A 16,717-nucleotide genomic window follows, 5' to 3' on the forward strand; every position below is an offset into this window, starting at 1 on the left:
TGGTGATCGGCGGCGCCGGGACTCTGGCGGTGGTCCTGATCTGGACCCGGCTTTTCCCGGAGATCCGCCAGTTCAAGCGCTTGGAAGAGCCGATGATCTAGCCAGGGCCTGAAGGCCCTGGCTACCCCGAAGTCATCTTCAGGCCGAAGATGCCGGCGACCACCAAGGCCAGGCAGAGCAAGCGCGGCCAAGCCGCCGATTCGCCGAAGAAGACCATCCCCCAAATCGCCACTCCCACCGCTCCGATGGCGGTCCAAATGGCGTAAGCCGTGCCGATGGGAATCCGGTTCAAAGCCTTGGCCAGAAAATAAAAGCTCAGGATCATGGCCGCGACCGTGAAAAGGCTGGGCCAAAGCTTGGTGAAGCCCTCGGACTTCTTCATCCCGAGGGCCCAGGTGACTTCCAATAAACCGGCGACGATAAGGTAGATCCAAGGCATAGGGGCTGCTTAGCATTTTTTTAAAACCGCCGCACGAGATACGGCGTCGTGCTTGTCATTCCGAGGACACGAAGTGGCCGAGGAATCTCATACCGACCAAGGCAGTCGGAGATCCTTCGCTACGCTCAGGATGACAGGAGCCGCAATGAAATTGACCCTCTTACTTTTAGCCCTCAGCCTAACTCCACTAGCCACCCATGCCAACGACATCGGCCCCTCCCAACCGCCGGCCGCCGAATTGGCCCGGATGGCTCCGCCGATGCCGCCGCAGCCGCCCGATACCAATCCGCACGCGCCGCAAAGCGCCGAAGACCGGCGCCGGGTCGATTTCGCGGTCGCCGAAATTCGGGCCTACTATGGAACCGGCGTCGAGCTTCGCCACCCCCACATCATTCCATGGTCCTTCCAGAGCTTTTTGCAGAATCGTCAAACGGTCCCCGTCCCACCGACCGATCCGAACGTCATCGTCGAGGCCCAGGCGAAGGGCGCGCCGGCTTCGGTGGCGGCCCCGGCGCCGGGAGCCATGGCCGTCGGACCGGCCCTCCAACCCGACGAATACATGGTCCACGTCTATGCGCGCTTCCCGGGCGATCCGGCTTGGTACCACCTCGACGTCATCCTGACCGAGGACGCCGCCGGCAACCCCTTGCGCCGCCGATTTTTCCGGATTCCGATGCCTCCGGCCCACGGCCGCCTCCCGCCGGGAGTGGTTTGCTAGCCGGCGGAGGACGTGCTAGCGTCTTCCGATGGATTTACATTTCGACCTGGTCGACCGGCCCGAGTCCTTGAAGGCTCTGGCCGATAAGCTCGCCTCCCAAGACATCATCGCCTTCGACACCGAATTCATCCGCGAGAGCACTTACCTTCCCAAGCTGGCCCTGATCCAAGTCGCGACCCGCGAGGAGGCTTGGTTGGTCGACATCTTGGCTTTGCGCCATGAAGCGATGGCCCCCTTGCTGGCCGTCCTGCAGGATCCCCGGATCCTCAAAGTCCTGCATAGCGCCCACGGCGACCAAGAATGCCTCTTCCATAGCTACGGCATCACGGCGACGCCGACGCTCGACACCTTCGAGGCGGCCGGGCTGCTGGGGCTCGGCGAGAGCGTCAGCCTCCGCGACTTGATCCGGATGGAGCTGGGCTTGAACGTCGGCAAGAGCCACGCCCGAACCGATTGGCTCAAGCGGCCGATCGGCGAGGAGCTCAAGAAGTACGCCCTTTCCGATGTCCAATATTTGGTCGACATCGGCCAGCGGCTCCTCCGGCGCCTCGAGAAGCTGGGCCGGAAGGAATGGTCGATGGAGCTCAGCGCTTATTACGAGAACAGCCGACTCTATTCCGACAATTCGGCCGAGATCGCGGAAAAGCTCGCCAAGAGCGGACGAATTTCGGCCCGCTCCTTCGCCATTCTCCGGGAGCTGGTGGCTTGGCGGGAGCAGCGGGCTCGGTCCCTGAACATCCCGCGGCGCCGAATCGCCGACGACGAAACCCTCTTCCACATCGCCAATGCCCGCCCGACCTCGGTCGACCAGCTCAGCAAATTCCGCGGCCTCAACTCCGGCGAGATCCAACGCCAAGGCAAGGTCCTCATCGAAAAGATCAAGCTCCACCTCGACAAACCCAACGAGGCCCTGCCGCCGGTGCCCCAAGCCAATATTCCGACCGCGGTCCAGGCTCGGGTGGTCGACTTGCTCGGCGCCTATCTTCGGGTCTTGAGCGAGCGCTACGAGATCGCGGCCCGCCATCTTTTCACGACCCATGAGCTGCGCAAGATTGTGCTTGATAATATGACCGACCCCAAGCAATGGGTCGAAAAAGGGCTGTGCTCGCCGAGGGTGAGCGAGCTGGTCGGCGAGGAGCTGCGCGCGATGCTGCAAGGCAAGCGGGCCCTGTCGATCGAGAGCGGGAAGATCAAGATCGAGTCCTTGGAGTGAGGTTGAAATGAATTTGCAAGGCAAGACGGCGGTGGTGACCGGCGGCGCCTCGGGCTTGGGCCGGGCAGTGGCCGAAACTTTCGCCAAGAGCGGCGCCCACGTCGCGGTGATCGATTTGCCCAAGGAAACCAACGAAAAGGCGGCCCAGGAAATCGACGCTCTCTTCACGCCGGCCGATGTGAGCAACGGCGAGCAGGTCCAGCAGGCCCTCGACGCGGCCAAGGCGAAATTCGGCGCGCTTCACGTCGCGGTCAACTGCGCCGGCATCGCCTTCGCGCTCAAGACCCTGCAAAAGGGCAAGGCCGTCGACCTCGATTCCTTCGAGCTCACTCTCAAGGTCAACCTCGTCGGCACCTTCAACGTTTGCCGGCTGGCCGCCGAACGGATGGCCGAGAACGAGCCCGACGAAAACGGCGAGCGCGGCGTCCTCATCAACACCGCCTCGATTGCCGCCTTCGACGGCCAGATGGGCCAAACCGCCTATGCCGCCTCCAAAGGCGGAATCGCCGCCCTCACTCTGCCGCTAGCCCGGGACTTGGCGGCTTTCGGCATCCGAGCCCTCACCATCGCGCCCGGCATTTTCGACACCCCGATGTTGGCCCTGCTGCCCGAAGCCGCCCGCCAGTCCTTGGGCGAGCAAGTGCCTTTCCCCAAGCGCCTCGGCAAGCCCGCCGAGTTCGCGGCCTTGGCCAAGCACATCGTCGAGAATCCCATGCTCAACGGCGAGGTCATCCGCCTCGATGGCGCCCTGCGGATGGGAATGAAATAGAGGGGCGAATGCCGGTCTTTCCCCTTGCCCAAACTCCACAAGCCGACGGCCGCTTCGAAATCTCCACCGAGCAGCGGCACCATTTGCTGCGGGTTCTGCGCGTCAAGCCCGGCTCGACCTTCGAAGTCAGCTTGCCCGATGGCCGCCGCGGTCAGGCCCGTTTGGTCGCCAAGGGCGATTCCCTGCACGGCCTTTGGATCGAAGAGTCGGCCTTTCCCTCGACGCCGAGCTTGGCGGCTTGGTTGGCGATCGGGCTGATTCGCATGAGCCGCCTCGAATGGCTGGTCGAGAAAGCCACCGAGCTCGGCGCCGAGCGGCTCAGCCTGCTGCGCTTAAGCCATGGAAGCCTGCCAAAGTCGGAGTCTATATCTATTAATAAAATCAATAGATTAAAGAAAATATCACAAGAAACACTTAAGCAATGTGAAAGAAACACTTTGATGCGGATCGACGCGCCGGAGAGCTTGGAGGAATTCTTGGATCGCCTCGAGATCGAAGCCCCTGCGAGTTCCCGGATCCTGCTGCGCGAGCGGGCAGAGCTCCCTCTCCTTTCTCAAGTTCTCGAGAAGGAAGCCGGCATGACGATCCTGCTGGTCGGCCCCGAAGGCGGATTCAGCGATCGGGAATGCCGAGCCGCCGAAAAGTTCGGGTTCGAGCCCGCCTCCCTGGGACCGGCGTTGCTGCGCAGCGAGACGGCTGCCCTCGCCGCGCTGAGCCATCTCCATCTGCGGCAATGCGCCGGAGGAAAAGACCGATGACCAAGCCCCTGATCATCGCCCACCGTGGGGCCAGCGCCTGGGCGCCCGAAAACACCATGGCCGCCTTCGATCTGGCCATCAAGCACGGCGCCGACGGCTTGGAATTCGACGTTTGGAAATGCGGTTCCGGCGAAGTGGTGGTGACCCACAACCGCCAGACCAAGCTCCTGAGCGGTAAGGAAGGCGACATCCACCGCATGAGCCTCAAGGAGCTCCGCAAGCTCGACTTCGGCTTGCATAAGGCACCCCAATTCCGGGGCGAGCGGATTCCGACCCTTTCCGAAGTTTTGGATCGGGCCAAGGACCTCAAGCTGATCAACATCGAAATCAAGGGAATGGACGTCCGCTCCCGAGGCATCGAGCTCGACGTGGCCGAGCTGATCCTGAAATTCAAGCTGCTGCGCCGGGCGGTGATCAGCTCCTTCAATCCGACCATTCTGCTCCGGCTTCAGGCTCTCAACCCGGCCCTGAGGCTGGGCCTCTTGCTCTTCGAGCGCTCGCCCTTGCCGATGCGGCATGGCTGGTCGGCCAATTTTTTGAAGCCTTACTCGATCCACCCCTCCTTCGGTCTCCTCCAGGAGAAAAAAGTTCAACGCGCCCACGCCAAAAAGCAAAAAGTCATCGTTTGGACCATCAATGATTTCCAACAATTAGAGGCGTGCATCGGATTGGGCGTCGATGGTATCATCACCGATGATCCGGGTTGGGCGCTTAACGCGCTGCACCAAATGCCCGCCTCATGAGGATGCCATGCCCCTGAATTGGGACGACGACGATGACGAAGAGCTGACCGAGATCGAATATAAGAAGAAGTCTTCTCGGGTCATCGTCCACGACGAAAACACCACCCCGATGGCCGAGCCGGTCCCGGTCCAACGCCGAGGTCCGCCGCCGCGCCAGGAGCCGGTCTATACCCCGCCGCCGGCGCCGGTCATCGTCCATCCCGAGCCCAGAATGCCCCCGCCCCGGCCCCAGCCGGTGGGGACTTACACGCCGGCCCCTTCGCGCGACCGTTTCGCGGCCTTCTTTCTCGATTCTCTCCTGGGCTTCTACGTCTATTGGCTGGTGGGTTGGGGCCTGATCCGCTTCTTCGACATGCCGACCATTCAAGCCCTTCATCAAGGCCGGGGCCGCTTCGCCGTTCACATCGGACTCAGCCTGGGCGTGCTCTTCTTTTACTATGTCGCCATGGAATCGGTGGTCGGCGCCACCCTCGGCAAGCTGGTCTGCCGGCTGCGGGTCATCGAGGAAAACGGCCAGCCCGCTTCCTTGGGCAATGTCTTCATCCGCAATTTCCTCCGGCTCATCGACTACCCGCTGGGCTTTTTGATCGCGGTCATCGCCATGGAGTCCTCGCCGCTCCAACAAAGGTTGGGCGATCGGGCGGCCAAAACTCTAGTCATCAAGAAAACCCGGCGTTATTTGCCGGCGGTCGACTTGGGTCGAACGCCCTTAGCGTCGACTTTGAGCCGCTTGATGGCCGAAGCGGTGGATCTTTTCCTTTCGCTGGGTCTGCTCTATGGCCTCATCCTTTGGATGCGGCCCACTCATCCGCTCTTTTCCTTCGTGCTTTACCTGAGCTTGCCGGCGATCTTCGTCCTCTATTACGCGATTTTGGAATTCCTCACCGGCTCGACGCCGGGCAAGGCCCTCTTCAAGCGCCAAGTCGTCCTCGACAACGGCGAGCCGCCCGACGGAACTTCGGCCCTGCTGCGGAATCTCTTCCGGCCGATCGACTACTTCATCGGCTATCCGCTCATGGCCCTCACCCGCCACAAGCAAAGACTGGGCGACCTCGTGGCTGACACCCTGGTGATCGCCAAGCCGGCATCCCATTCGGCCTGGATCGGGGCGACCGCGGCCGCCTTCTTGGTGTTGGCGGTGCTCTGGACCGGCTTCCGCAACGAGAACAATTTCATCCGCCGCGATTACGGCCTCAGCCCCTGGCAAGGCTGGCGTGTTTTCTTGCCCGGCGCCAAGCCGCTGAAGCGTCCGCCTAGCCCGGCCCCGGCTCCGAAGAACGGGGCGCCCCTGCCCCAGCCCAAGCCGGAGGAAAAGCCGCGCAATCCCAATCCGCTGCCGGCCTCGACCTCGGACAAGCTCAACCTGGTCGAATTTTATTTCGCCAACGGACCGGCCCCCGGCCAGATCCGCAAGGACGGGGTCTTCCGCGCCGGCGATCTGATCTTCGTCTTCTTCAAGATCCAGGGGCTGACCCTCAACGATCAGCAGGAATCTTCGGTCACCGAGGATCTTTTGGTCGAGAGCCCCGAAGGCAAGGTCGTCGTCAATCAGCCCAAGGTCGTCGCTTTGACCAAGGTCCTGAAGGACGACAAGCCCAGCATGCTCTTCGCCAACCAGATCAAGCTTTCGCGGGAGTCGCCGCTCGGAAAATACCGCGTCATGATCACGGTCCACGACGTCGTGGCCAACACCCAGTTCTCCTTCGAGAAGACCTTCGAATTGCAGTAAACCGATGAATCGTGTCATCCTGAGCGAAGCGAAGGATCTGCGACCTGCCAAGGAATTTGTGAAATACGGGGTTCCTTCGTATCTACGGAATTTTTCCGAAGACACGAAGGGACTTGGAGCTTGCAAAGATCCTTGGTCAGTCGCAGATCCTTCGCTTCGCTCAGGATGACCTGAATCATGACCCGCACCCTCGTCCAACGCTTCTACGAAGTCGCCAAGCTGCAGGCCGAGTCGCCGGCCCTAGGGCTTGAATACGGTGGCGCCTACCACGACCTGCCCTGGTGGTTCGTCAAATCGAAAGCCAAGCATTTCGGCATGGGCTTGCTCGAGGCCGGCGCCCGCGAGGGCGAGTACTTCTACCTGGTCGCTTCCGATGAGCCGGAGTGGATCTACGCCGAGCTCGGCGCCCTGACCGTCGGCTTGAGAACCTTGCCCCTGCCCAAGGGGGTCCCCGATGCCGCCATGGCGGCCTTGTTCAAACGCTTTCCGCCGGCCTTCTTCTTCGCCGGCAGCGCCTTGCCGCCGCCGGAGCTGTTTCGGGGCTTGAAAGGCCTGCATCGGATCATTCGAACCCAAGAGGGAGCGGAAAGCCCGGAAGGCTTGCCGGTCGACAGCTTCCGGCGAATCTTCAATTCCGGCATCCGCTGCGAGGCCAAGCACCACGCGGCCTTTCGGCGGCTGCGTGAAAGCGCCGATCTCCAGACGGTGCTGAGCCCGATCCGAGTCGATCCCGATGGCCTGATCCGCGAATCCTCTTTGACTTATGGACATGTCAACGAGCTCGCCGCCCGCCTCGATCGCCAATTGGGTAACCGAAGCTTCCGCCGGCTTTTGGCTCAAACCGATCTTAGCCAGACCCCGAGCCGAATCGCGGCTCTCTATTGGCCGATTCTTCGGGGTGCCCAGGCCATCCTGCCGCCGCCACGCGCTTCCTTCCGAGCATGGCTGAAGCGTTTCGCGCCCGAAGTCGTTTTGGCTCCCCCCGGCTTTTTGCGGGAGCTCGCCGTGGCGGAGTCGACGCCGGAGCCCAAGTCTTCACGCGGCTTGGCGGGACTGAAGCGGCGCTGGGAGTTAAGGCGACTGCGCCGCTCCCTTCACTTGGGGCCAATGGCCTTGGCCCTGCATCGCGCCGAGGATGCCCCGTCGGCCCAGGCCTTGGCCCGCTTCGGCGTTTCAACTTACGCCCTCGATTAGGGTGGCGGCGAAATTGCCCTTGAGAAAATGCTCGGCCTCGGTTATCCCGAGAGACAGCAACCTAGCTTTAAACCACTGAATTTCTGAGGTTTTCCAAATGTCGGGTCATTCCAAATGGGCAACGATCAAACGCAAGAAAGGCGCCACCGACGCCAAGCGCGGCCGCATCTTCTCCAAGCTGATCAAGGAAATCACCGTCGCCGCCAAGATGGGCGGCGGCGACATCGGCGGCAATCCGCGCCTCCGGACCGCGGTCGACGCGGCCAAGGCCGAGAACATGCCCCACGACAACATCCAGCGCGCCATCAAGCGCGGCTCGGGCGAGCTCGAAGGCGTGAACTACGAAGAGATCACCTACGAAGCCTATGGTCCCGGCGGCGTGGCCATCATGATCGAGGTTTTGACCGACAATAAAAACCGCACCGTCGCCGAGATCCGCCATTTGCTGGGCAAAGGCGGCGGCAACATGGGCGAATCGGGCTCGGTCGGCTGGATCTTCCACAAGAAGGGCACCATTACCGTCGATAAAAAGGCCGCCAGCGAAGAGACGCTGATGGAAGTGGCCCTCGATGCCGGCGCCGAGGACATCCAAGATTTGGGCGACGCCTTCGACGTGACCACCGACCCCTCCGCCTTCGAGGCGGTGCTGAACGCCATCAAGGCCAAGGGCATTCAGCCGATCCGGGCAGCCCTCGGCTTGGTGCCGCAAAATTCGGTTCAGCTCAGCGGCGAGGCCGCCGAGAAAATGCTGAAGCTCATGGAGAACGTCGAGGACCACGACGACGTTCAAAACGTCTACGCCAACTTCGACATTTCCGAAGCCGAAATGGAGAAGCTGGCGAAATAGGTCAAGCGGGCAAACTGGCGACTTAATGTCGCCAGGCAAACCGCGCGACAGAGGGATAGATGAGGATACTGGGCATCGATCCGGGTTGTGTCGTCACCGGCTATGGTCTGGTCGAGGAGATCAAGGGCCGCAGCCTGCACATCGACAACGGGGGAATCTTCCCGCCCACCAAGCTCGCCTTCGGCGACCGGATCTGCTTCATCCATGACCGGGTCGAAGCGCTGCTCCAGCTCCACTCGCCCGACGCCGTCGCCATCGAAAACATCTTCGTCGCCAAGAACGTCAGCAGCACTCTCAAGCTCGGCCATGCCCGCGGAGCCGCCATGGTCGCGGTGGCCCGAGCCAAGCTGCCGCTCCATGAGTATACCGCCCTCCAAGTCAAGCAGGCGGTGACCGGTTACGGCCATGCTTCCAAGGAGCAAATTCAAAGGATGGTGAAGGCTCTGCTCAAGCTGCCGGGCGAAGCCTTCGCCGACGCCTCCGATGCCTTGGCGGTGGCGCTCTGCCATCTCAGCTCCTACCGGATGGCCCGAAAGGTGAAAGTCGGATGATCGCCTACCTTCAAGGAACGCTTGCCGAAGTCGGGCCGGATTACGCGGTGGTGCTCACCGGCGGCGTCGGTTACCTGGTTTTTCTTCCCAAGAACGTCCTGCTTTCGCTGCCCCTGCCCGGCTCCGAGGTCGAGCTCAAAATTCACACCGTCGTCCGCGAGGACAATATCAGCCTTTACGGCTTCAAGCGCTCTTCCGAAAAGGAGCTCTTCCTCAAGCTGATCCAGGTCAGCAACGTCGGCCCCAAGTTGGCCCTCACCATCATGTCGGGCCTGCCGGTCGAGGACTTGGCCGCGGCGATCCGCAGCGAGGACTTGGTCCGGCTCACGGCCATCTCCGGGATCGGCAAAAAAACCGCCGAGCGCCTCATCGTGGAGTTGAAAGATAAAGTCTTGGCCTGGCTCGGCCATGGCGAGTCGGCGATGGAAGTTCATCCCTCGGCGCCAACCTCGCTTTCCGAAGAGGCGACCAGCGCCTTGATGAACCTTGGTTACACCCGACAAGAGGCCCAAAAGGCGCTGAAGTCGGTGCCCGGCGCCGCCGAGCTTCCCTTGGAGCGGCTGGTCCGCGAAGGGCTGAAGGCTTTATCTTAAAGTTCAGGCTCGGATGAAGAGCGGGGCTAAAGCCCCTCGCTACAAGATCCCGCCGCACAAGATCTCGTAGCAAGGGCCTTTAGGCCCGCGCCCCCGAAAGGCAAGCATGCAATCTTCTCACGAAGAAGCCTCCAGTGGACTAGCGGCCATCCGGCTTGCCGCCGGCCGTGCCCTGCGACGCTTTCCCGGCGTCCTGATCGTGGCCACCCTAGCCTCGGTGGTATTCATCCATGGCCTGCTGACCGACCGCCTCGGCGCCGAATCTCCCCATTGGATGTTGCTGATTCCCTGCATCTTGGGGATTTCCTGGCTCTACAGCTTGAGCTTGATCGCCGAGCGCCGTTGGAAAGGTCGCTGGAAAACGCTCGGGCCATTGTTGATCGGCGCGGCGACTCTGGCGCTTTATTACTGGCGGATTCGGACCTTCCCGCCTTCCTCCCATCCTCTCTCCTTCATCCTCGAAATCGCGGGGCTGGCCGTGGCCCTCCATCTCTTCGCCGCCTACGCCCCCTTTCTCGGCTATCGGCAACCCCGGGCTTTTTGGGAATACAACCGCCGCATTTTTTTGCGCTTCCTCTTGGGGCTGCTTTTCTCGGGGACCTTGATGCTCGGCATCACCCTCTTCTTGGTGGTGCTGCGATCCATTCTGGCGAAATTCCCGCTCGAGATCCTCCAGATCGTGCTGTCGGTGCTGCTCGTCGGCGTGTTCAACACCTGGTTTTTCCTCGCCGGCGTTCCCGAGGATTTCGATGGCTTGGAAGCCGCTCCCCAACCCTATCCGCGGGCTTTGAAATTTTTCGCTCAATTCGTCCTGCTTCCGCTGATCCTGATCATCGGCGCCTCGCTGGCGCTCTGGATGCTGATCAAGCTTTCGGGCGGCTTTTCGCTGCAGGCCACCGGCGTCAGCGCCTTCCTGACGCTGGGCGGCTTCGGACTTTTGACCTACCTCTTGCTCTACCCGCTGGAAGAAGATGCCCGGCAGCGCTGGTTGAAAATCTACCGCCGAGGCTTTTTCCTGGCCCTCTTCCCCTTCTTGGCGATCTTCGCCATTCAGGCCTTCGGGTTGGTGCAAAAGTTCGGCTGGACGCCGCCGCGCTATTACGGCTTGATTTTCTTGGTCTGGGGCGCGGCCCTCTGCCTTTATCTCGTCCTGTCGCGCCGGCCCCACATCGCCTGGATTCCCGTCAGCTTGAGCCTATTGGCCCTGGCCACCGTGGCCGGTCCCTGGAGCGCCGTGCCCTTGACCCAGGCCAGCCAAAAGAACCGTCTCGCGAAAATGCTCGGCAATCCCCTCCCGATCGACCAAGCCCGGCTGCGGACTCTCGATCCCAAGCGGCGGACTCAACTCGAAAGCCAGGTCGCCTACGTCGAGGAAAGCCTCGGCTGCGAAGCTCTCCAACCTTATTTCGGCGAGCTACTGGGCAGCCGTCATCATGAAGAGAGCCCTTGCTCGACGATGGACGTTCTCCGGGTCTTGCGGCGCGATCCCGCGCTGCCGCCGGAAGAGCTCGAGGTCGAGGTCGTGAACATCAATTTCCTGGAGCAAAGCTCGAATGAGGCCTTGAATATCCGGGGTTACGATCTTTATTTCAGCTCCTCGGCGATCCAATTTCTCGAGGCCGGCCAAAGCAGCTCCGACTGCAACCAATATGCGGGCTCGCCGCCGCTCTGCGTCCGGCGCGGTACCGAGAGCTACCGCATCGAGGTTTTTCGCCAGGGCCGCCGCTTGGGCGACATCGATCTCGAGCCGATGGTTCAAGCGCTGCTGAAAAAGCACGCCTCCGAGAAAATCAAGGCCGGCGAGGATGCCCATTACCGGACCTTCGACTTGCCGCCCTCCGATATGAGCTTCGAGACCCGGCTCGGCGGCCGGCCGGCCCGGATCGATTTCGAGCATCTACGGTTGGAGCAGCGCGGCCAGCGGATTTCGCCGGAGTCGGTGAGATTTTCGCTGTTGTTTCAGGAAAGGACTTAAGCTAAGGCCGATAGAATGTCGCGAGAGAATCTCCATCTCGACGCCGCCGCGGCTCTTCCCGAAGAGGAGCTGATCGACCGCTCGCTTCGCCCCCAAAGCTTGGCCGACTACGTCGGACAGACCGGCATCAAGGAGAAGCTCGCCATCTTCATCCAAGCCGCCAAGCAGCGCGGCGAGCCCTTGGACCATTGCCTCTTCTCGGGCCCACCCGGCTTGGGCAAGACCTCGCTGGCCAATATCATCGCCAACGAAATGGGGGCCAACATCAAGTCGACCTCGGGCCCGGCCATCGAGCGCCCCGGCGATCTGGCGGCCCTCCTCACCAACCTCGAAGAGAAAGACGTCCTCTTCATCGACGAGATCCATCGGCTCAACACCACCGTCGAGGAGATCCTCTACCCGGCAATGGAAGACTTTCAGCTCGACATCGTCATCGGCCAAGGCCCTTCGGCCAAGACGATCAAGCTCGATTTGCCGCGCTTCACCTTGGTCGGGGCCACGACTCGGGCCGGCCTCCTGACTTCGCCGCTCCGCGACCGCTTCGGGGTGGTGGCCCGGCTCGATTTTTACAGCACCGAGGAATTGGCGACCATCGTCAAGCGTTCGGCCCGGATCCTCGAGATCCCGACCACCGAGGAAGGCGCCGGCGAGCTGGCCAAGCGGGCCCGGGGCACCCCGCGCATCGTCAACCGCCTGCTCAAGCGTTCCCGCGACTATGCCCAGGTCAAGGCCGCCGGCCTGCTCGATGCCCAGGTCGCCCGGGCCGCCCTCCAACTGCTCGAAGTCGATGAAAAGGGCTTCGATCACATGGACCGCAAGATCCTCACCACCATCCTGGAAAAATTCGGCGGCGGCCCGGTCGGCGTCGAAACCTTGAGCAGCGCGATCAGCGAGGAGAAAGACACCATCGAAGACGTTTATGAGCCCTTTCTCATCCAATGCGGATTCATCCAGCGCACCCCGCGCGGCCGCATCGCCACCGATTTGGCTTATCAATATTTTGGACTGACCCGGCCGGCGTCCAATAAGCAGGAGAATTTGTTTTAGTCGTCTTGTCATCCTGAGCGAAGCGAAGGATCTGCGACCTACCAATATACTTTGCAAGATTTAAGTCCCTTCGTGTCTTCGGAAGCATTTCCGCAGACACGAAGGGATTCAGATTAGCCTTTTTCTTGGCCAGTCGCAGATCCTTCGCTGGCGCTCAGGATGACCTCGTGTTAAAAACGCAAAATCCTGAGAGGGAGAGACTTGCGCTCCAAATCCGACAACAAAAAAGCCGCTCGCGACCGTCGCCTCAAGCCGATGCTCACCCGCTTCTTTCTCGGCGGCACTCTCTTCATTATTTTCGGTTTCGGCCTCCTGACCCTCTTCAGCAACAACGGCATCCTCGATTTGCTCCGCCTCAAGACTCTGTACAGAACTCTCCAGGGAGAAAATTCCGAGCTCCTGACCCAGCAGGAAGAGCTCCGGGCCGAGGTCGAAAGGCTGAAGGACCCCCGGCATCTCGAATACTTAGCCCGAGAACGCTTCGGTTACATGCGACCCAACGAGGTCTTCGTCGTCCTCGACTCACCGGCCGAAAAGCCCGCCCCGACTCAGTCCCCAGTTGACAAGGAATGAGGGCTAAGATAGCCCGCGCCTCTGGGAATCTTCCCAACCTTAAGCAATACCAACCTTCGCTTCATAGCCATGGAAGCGCAGGTCGTTTTAACGATGATGCAGTTCTTGAATGATCGCGATGCGTACTCCAGCGGCAATTCCGTTGCTGGCCTCGCCTAATTCAAGGGCTGCATTTTTTTTACGGAGGTATCTATGGCAGATCGTGAACGCGGTAAGGTGAAGTGGTTCAATAACAATAAGGGCTTCGGCTTTATCGAGCAGGACAACGGGCAGGATGTGTTCGTTCACTACTCCGCCATCTCCGGCGAAGGCTACAAGACCCTGTCCGAGGGACAGACCGTCGAGTTCGACCTGTCCAACGGCGCCAAGGGTCCGCAAGCGACCAACGTTTTTAAAATTTAGTTTTTCTTTGATGAGAAATGAAAAACCCCGTTCCGCAATGGAACGGGGTTTTTTTTGGAATTTTACCAGCTACTAGGAGCCGAAGGTGCAGCGGGCGCCGCTGGTGCGGCAGGAGCTGAAGGTGCACTCGGCGCCGCCGGAGCAACCGGTGCCTCGGGGGCCGCTGGGCTCGTCGGAGCCGAAGGCGCGGCCGGGCTCGTGCCTGTCGGAGGCGGGGGCGGCGGTGGAGCCGGCGGCAAAGCGCCGGTGCCGGGAACCGGCTCGGTCGGCATGCTCGGCACGGTACCCGAGGGCGGCGTGACCGTGCCTAAATCCTTGCTGGTCGGAGCCGGCGAGCCGGCCGGCAGGCTGGGGGCGGTCGGAGCCGAAGGCGGAACGGCCGAGCCGCTGGGCGGCGTGATCGCGGAAGGCGTCGCAACGGGAGCCGAAGGCGGAGCCGGTGGCGTCAAGGCGGGCGCCGGTGGCGGAGGCGGCGGTGGTGGGGGTGGCGGCGGCGGAAGTTCCGGAGCTGCGGCCCCTTCCGCGCCGGTCGGCGCCAGGGTCTTGGTATCGGTGGCCTCGGTCGACGGGGCTTTTTCGGCCTTCTTACAGGCGAAACCGCCGCCGGCAAGCAAGGCGCCCATCAGAAGCCAAACCTTCAACGAGCGTTTCATAAAATCTCCTTTTCAAGCAGAATTCCAATACGGTGAATATTCTGTGCTTATTCGAGAAGATGTAAAGGTCGTCGGCCGAAAGGTCAAGCAATGTCAGGGTTTTTTCTCAAGCCAAAGCCGTGAAACGGCCGTTATTCCTATTGCCGGGTCTTACCCTGCATGCTAGCGACGTCCTGACAAAAGCCTATGTCTAGCTCGCCAAAACCCCCTAAAAAATCCTTTCTCTCACGTCTTTTCCGTTTCTTTCTCTGGAGCGGCGTCGCCTTGGTCGTCTTGACCGTGCTCGTCGGAATCGCCGGCTATGCCTTCTACCTCCACATCGCCGCCGACCTGCCCAAGCTCGACAAGATCGAGGATTATCGGCCCCCGGTCATGGCCGAGGTCTATGACGACGCCGGCAACAAGATCGGCGAGTTCTGGACCGAAGCCCGAATCCTGACGCCGATCGACAAGATTCCGAAAAAGCTGATCGAAGGCTTCGTCGCCAGCGAAGACGACCGCTTCTTCGAGCACTCCGGCGTCGATCCCTACGGCATCGTCCGCGCCTTCATCAGCAACCTGCAGGCCGGCCACGTCGTCCAGGGCGCCTCGACGATCACCCAGCAGGTCACCAAAGCCCTTCTCCTGTCGCCGGAACGGACCTACGATCGCAAGATCAAGGAAGCCATTCTGGCCACCCGCATCGAGAAGAATCTCAACAAGGATCAGATCCTCTACATCTATCTCAACCAAACCTTCTTCGGAAACCGGGCTTACGGCGTGGCCGCGGCGGCCCGGAACTACTTCCACAAGAATCTCGACGAGCTCAGCTTGGCCGAAATCGCGATGATCGTCGGTTTGGCCAAGGCCCCCTCGCTCTTCAACCCGCTGGTCAATCCCCAGCGCGCCGTCCAGCGCATGCACTACGTCATCGACCGGATGGTCGAGGAAGGTTACGCCACCAAGGCCGAGGGCGAAGCCGCCAAGAAGTTTCCGCTCAAGATCTATGAGGCCGGCGTCGACAAGGACTTCAACATCAAATACGCGCCCTACTTCGTCGAGGAGGTGCGGCGCGATCTCCAAAAGAAATACGGCAACGACCTCTACACCGGCGGCTGGAAGATCTACACCACCGCCAACCTCGAAATGAACCAAGCCGCCCAGCAAGCGGTCGTCGAAGGCACCGACAACTACGCCAAGCGCTTCGGCTTCCGTGGACCGTTGCAGCATCTGGCCACCAAAGACGAGATCCTCGCCTTCGGCAACAAAGTCCATCTCGACCTCATGAAATCGACCGGCGAGGTCGATTCCTTCTCCGATCCCGGCTACAAAAAATCGATGGCCGAGCCGACCCCGCTCAAGCCCGGCCAGCGCTATCTGGGCGTGGTGACCGAGGCCAATGACCGGGGGATCAAGATCCTGGTTGGAAGGGCCGAGGGCGTCATCTCGAAAGAAGATTTAAACTGGGCCAAAACCCCGGCCCACGGCGCCAAGCCCTGGCAGCCGGCGGCCGGCGACGTGATCGAAGTCCAGATGAAGGCGGCCAGCCCCAAGGCCAAGTCGGCGATCACCACCGCCAACAACGCCTTTGTTCTCGATCAATCTTCGGAAGTTCAGGCCGCGCTGTTCTCCTATGAACCCTTCAGCGGCGCGGTGAAAGCCATCGTCGGCGGCCGCGACTTCACCAAGAGCGAGTTCAACCGGGCCACCCAGGCCCTCCGCCAGCCCGGCTCCTCGATCAAACCGCTGATCTATGCCGCGGCGCTGGATAAGGGCTACACCACCAGCACGGTGGTGATGGATTCGCCGATCGTCTATGAGGAGTCGCCCGGTAAATTCTGGAAGCCCAAGAACTACGGCGGCAAGTATTACGGTCCCACCGTCTTCCGCAATGCCTTGGTCAACTCGCGCAACGTCGTCACCGTCCGCATCTTGATGGACATCGGCACTCACTACGCCGCCGGCTTCATGCGCAAGCTCGGCATTCATACGCCGATCTTCAAGTATTATTCGATGGCCCTGGGCGCCAACGACATCCTGCTCGAGGAGCTGGCCACCGCCTACGGGGCCTTCGTCACCGGCGGCATCCTGCCTCAGACCCACATCATCACCAAAATCGTCGATCCCAGCGGTAAGGTGATCGAGGAGTTCACGCCCCCGACGACGCCCTTCCTGATCAGCTACCAGGAAATCAAAGCCGGCGATTCGCCGGATAAGCCGGCCAAGCCGGCGGAGCCCGAAAGCGGCCCGACCGCCTCGGCCGAGACCAAGCCCGAGACGATGCCGATGGGCAGCGGCCAAAAATCGATCGACGAGATGGGCTTCCGCCAAGACTTGGTCGAAGCCGGCGACAAGTCGACCAAGGACGACGGGCTCAACTTGACCGAGTACGAGAAGAAAGTCCTTTATGGCGACTACATTCCGCCGGGCTACGTGATCACGCCCAAGACCGCGATGGCGATGGTCAGCATCCTGCGGGACGTGGTTCGGGCCGGAACCGGCACCCGGGTTTTGGCGCTGAAAAAGCCGGCCGC

General features: G+C 61.3%; 17 protein-coding genes. 15 read left to right on the forward strand and 2 right to left on the reverse strand.

The genetic code is table 11. The features are described 5' to 3' along the window. Positions 1-121: 121 nt before the first annotated feature. Complete coding sequence (sugE, locus tag VJR29_10325) at positions 122-439, reverse strand: quaternary ammonium compound efflux SMR transporter SugE (protein ID HKY63805.1); 318 nt, start codon at positions 437-439, stop codon at positions 122-124. Between the two features lie 145 nt (positions 440-584). On the opposite strand from sugE, the gene VJR29_10330 reads away from it, so the two are divergent. From VJR29_10330 to VJR29_10395, 14 genes are all read left to right on the forward strand, one after another. Beyond that, positions 585-1,157: a hypothetical protein gene (locus VJR29_10330; GenBank protein ID HKY63806.1), complete on the forward strand. Its 573-nt coding sequence runs from the start codon at positions 585-587 to the stop codon at positions 1,155-1,157. 28 nt (positions 1,158-1,185) lie between these two features. Next, positions 1,186-2,370, forward strand: coding sequence for an HRDC domain-containing protein (locus tag VJR29_10335; GenBank protein ID HKY63807.1), 1,185 nt, complete (start codon positions 1,186-1,188; stop codon positions 2,368-2,370). Positions 2,371-2,377: 7 nt separating this feature from the next. Beyond that, positions 2,378-3,139 carry a 3-hydroxyacyl-CoA dehydrogenase gene (locus VJR29_10340; GenBank protein ID HKY63808.1) on the forward strand — a complete coding sequence of 254 codons (762 nt, stop codon included), beginning with the start codon at positions 2,378-2,380 and terminating at the stop codon, positions 3,137-3,139. A gap of 8 nt (positions 3,140-3,147) precedes the next feature. Further along, positions 3,148-3,897 (forward strand): RsmE family RNA methyltransferase, encoded by a 750-nt coding sequence (locus VJR29_10345; GenBank protein ID HKY63809.1) that lies wholly within the window; start codon positions 3,148-3,150, stop codon positions 3,895-3,897. Next, entirely contained in the window at positions 3,894-4,640 is a 747-nt protein-coding gene (locus VJR29_10350) for a glycerophosphodiester phosphodiesterase family protein (protein ID HKY63810.1), read from the forward strand. Before VJR29_10345 ends, VJR29_10350 begins: the two co-directional genes overlap by 4 nt. A 7-nt stretch (positions 4,641-4,647) precedes the next feature. Then, positions 4,648-6,369, forward strand: coding sequence for an RDD family protein (locus VJR29_10355; protein HKY63811.1), 1,722 nt, complete (start codon positions 4,648-4,650; stop codon positions 6,367-6,369). Between the two features lie 177 nt (positions 6,370-6,546). Beyond that, positions 6,547-7,563, forward strand: a complete 1,017-nt coding sequence (locus VJR29_10360; protein HKY63812.1) for a hypothetical protein — start codon at positions 6,547-6,549, stop codon at positions 7,561-7,563. 97 nt (positions 7,564-7,660) lie between these two features. Next, complete coding sequence (locus tag VJR29_10365; protein HKY63813.1) at positions 7,661-8,410, forward strand: YebC/PmpR family DNA-binding transcriptional regulator; 750 nt, start codon at positions 7,661-7,663, stop codon at positions 8,408-8,410. Between the two features lie 59 nt (positions 8,411-8,469). Next, entirely contained in the window at positions 8,470-8,961 is a 492-nt protein-coding gene (gene ruvC, locus VJR29_10370; protein HKY63814.1) for a crossover junction endodeoxyribonuclease RuvC, read from the forward strand. Then, complete coding sequence (ruvA, locus tag VJR29_10375; GenBank protein HKY63815.1) at positions 8,958-9,554, forward strand: Holliday junction branch migration protein RuvA; 597 nt, start codon at positions 8,958-8,960, stop codon at positions 9,552-9,554. Before ruvC ends, ruvA begins: the two co-directional genes overlap by 4 nt. Positions 9,555-9,660: 106 nt before the next feature. Continuing rightward, entirely contained in the window at positions 9,661-11,529 is a 1,869-nt protein-coding gene (locus VJR29_10380; protein ID HKY63816.1) for a DUF4153 domain-containing protein, read from the forward strand. Between the two features lie 15 nt (positions 11,530-11,544). Continuing rightward, complete coding sequence (ruvB, locus tag VJR29_10385) at positions 11,545-12,576, forward strand: Holliday junction branch migration DNA helicase RuvB (protein HKY63817.1); 1,032 nt, start codon at positions 11,545-11,547, stop codon at positions 12,574-12,576. 201 nt (positions 12,577-12,777) lie between these two features. Continuing rightward, positions 12,778-13,149, forward strand: a complete 372-nt coding sequence (locus VJR29_10390; protein ID HKY63818.1) for a septum formation initiator family protein — start codon at positions 12,778-12,780, stop codon at positions 13,147-13,149. A gap of 192 nt (positions 13,150-13,341) precedes the next feature. Continuing rightward, positions 13,342-13,551, forward strand: coding sequence for a cold-shock protein (locus VJR29_10395; GenBank protein HKY63819.1), 210 nt, complete (start codon positions 13,342-13,344; stop codon positions 13,549-13,551). 62 nt (positions 13,552-13,613) lie between these two features. Here the strand turns inward: VJR29_10395 and VJR29_10400 are convergent, their stop codons facing one another. Next, positions 13,614-14,204: a hypothetical protein gene (locus tag VJR29_10400; GenBank protein HKY63820.1), complete on the reverse strand. Its 591-nt coding sequence runs from the start codon at positions 14,202-14,204 to the stop codon at positions 13,614-13,616. A gap of 186 nt (positions 14,205-14,390) precedes the next feature. Between VJR29_10400 and VJR29_10405 the strand changes: the two genes are divergently transcribed. After that, on the forward strand, positions 14,391-16,717 hold a 2,327-nt coding region (locus VJR29_10405), incomplete at its 3' end, for a transglycosylase domain-containing protein (GenBank protein HKY63821.1).

The sequence above is a fragment of the bacterium genome (assembly GCA_035281585.1).
GTDB lineage: Bacteria > UBA10199 > UBA10199 > DSSB01 > DSSB01 > DATEDP01.